This is a genomic window from Streptomyces sp. AcH 505 (assembly GCF_000818175.1).
Lineage (GTDB): Bacteria > Actinomycetota > Actinomycetes > Streptomycetales > Streptomycetaceae > Streptomyces.
Genome location: NZ_JTIY01000001.1, coordinates 803180 through 804712 on the forward strand (window position 1 = coordinate 803180; position 1533 = coordinate 804712).

The window sequence follows — 1533 nt, forward strand, 5'->3', positions numbered from 1 at the left end:
CAGTGCGGGCAGGCCGGGGGCCGGCAGGGCCGCGGCGACCGCCGGGGTGACGGGCGCCGTGGGACCGCTCGCGGGGGCGGCCCCCGTCAGGCTGTTCTCCCGGTCGGTGACCAGGGCCAGCGCACGGCGTCCGGCGACCGTTCCGCTCTTGTCGGCGACGGCGCCGCGCATCGCGATCGACGCCTCCAGCTCGGCGCGGGCCCGGTCGAGGTTGCCCTGGCAGAGCGCGAGCACACCCAACTCGTGGTGGAAGTACGCCTCTTCGGCGACCTCTCCGGCGATCCTCGCGGCTTCCTGGCCGGTGCGCAGCGCCCGTTCCCAGGCGCCCCAGTGCAGGCCCGCCAGGAAGGCGGGGGCGGCGCTGCGGGCCAACAGGACGGCGGCGCTGGGGTGTCCGGCCGCCGTGGGCTTGCCCTGCCCCTGTTCCGGGACGAGTTGGGCCATCGCGGCGAGGACGGCGTCCGCCTCGGCCGCCGCGCGTTCGGGGGTGACGGAGGGGTGCCCCACCCACCAGGCGTAGTGCTGGGCGGCGGTGTGCGCCTGGGCCTCGGCGTCGTCGCCGTAGCCCTTCGCGGTGAGCTGGAGGGCGACGCCGGGCGCGAGCCGGTAGCGCGAGCCGACCGGGGAGAGCAGTCCGCTGCTCATCAGCTCGCCGAGGGCGGCGTCCGCGTGGGTGTCCCCCACCAGAGCCGGCAGATGTGCCTGGTGGGGCACCTCGCCGCCGAGCGCCACGGCGAAGCGCAGCGTCGCGCGGGCGGAGTCGCTGAGCCGGGAGGCGAGCAGGTCGGCGGGGGCCGCGCCCTCACCGACGCTGGGCAGCGGGATGTCGTACCCCTCGCCGCTGTCGGTCGTGGCGTCGAACGCCGGGTCGAAGGCGCTGCCGGACGTCGTCTCCTGACCGTGGTCGCCGGACGGCTTCGCGAACGGCTCGAACTCGTCGAAGATCTGCGGATCGCGGCGCAGTTGGTCGCGCTGGCGCAGCAGCGCGCCGGCCTGGACGAAGCGCAGCGGCAGTCCCTCGGACTCGAACCAGAGGTCGCCCGCCCAGTTGGCCTCCTCGTCGGTGAGCGGCCGTTCGACGGCGCGCTCCAGGAGTTCCAGCGACGAGCCGCGGCCGAGGCCGCCGAGGAAGATCTCCTCGACCGCCGTCTCCGCCGAAGCGGCGCTCACCTCGGGTGTCACGGCGAGCAGGTACGCGCATTCGGGGGTCGCGCCGAGCAGTTCGTCGAGTGAGGCGCCGCCGAATTCGAGGTCGTCGACGATGACGACGGCCCCGATGCCCCGGACGCGGTCGAGCAGTTCGGGGCGGTCGGGCCGGACCAGCTCGGACTCGTAGACGGCGTTGTGGAGTTCGTGGAGCAGTTCGACGGAGGTACGGCGGTAGCCGGAGAGCCGGATGACCCCGTCGGGCGCCGTCTCGGCGCAGTCGGCGGCGACGGCGTCCAGCAGCGCGGTGCGGCCTGATCCGGCGGCTCCGCACAGCCGTATGGAACGGCCGCGGCCCAGCAGCCGTATCAGCCGGTCGTGTTCGTC

General features: G+C 74.9%; 1 pseudogene. It reads right to left on the reverse strand.

Going from position 1 to position 1533, the window contains the following annotated elements:
- Positions 1-1533, reverse strand: a pseudogene (locus HY68_RS44710) (ATP-binding protein); the annotation flags it as partial.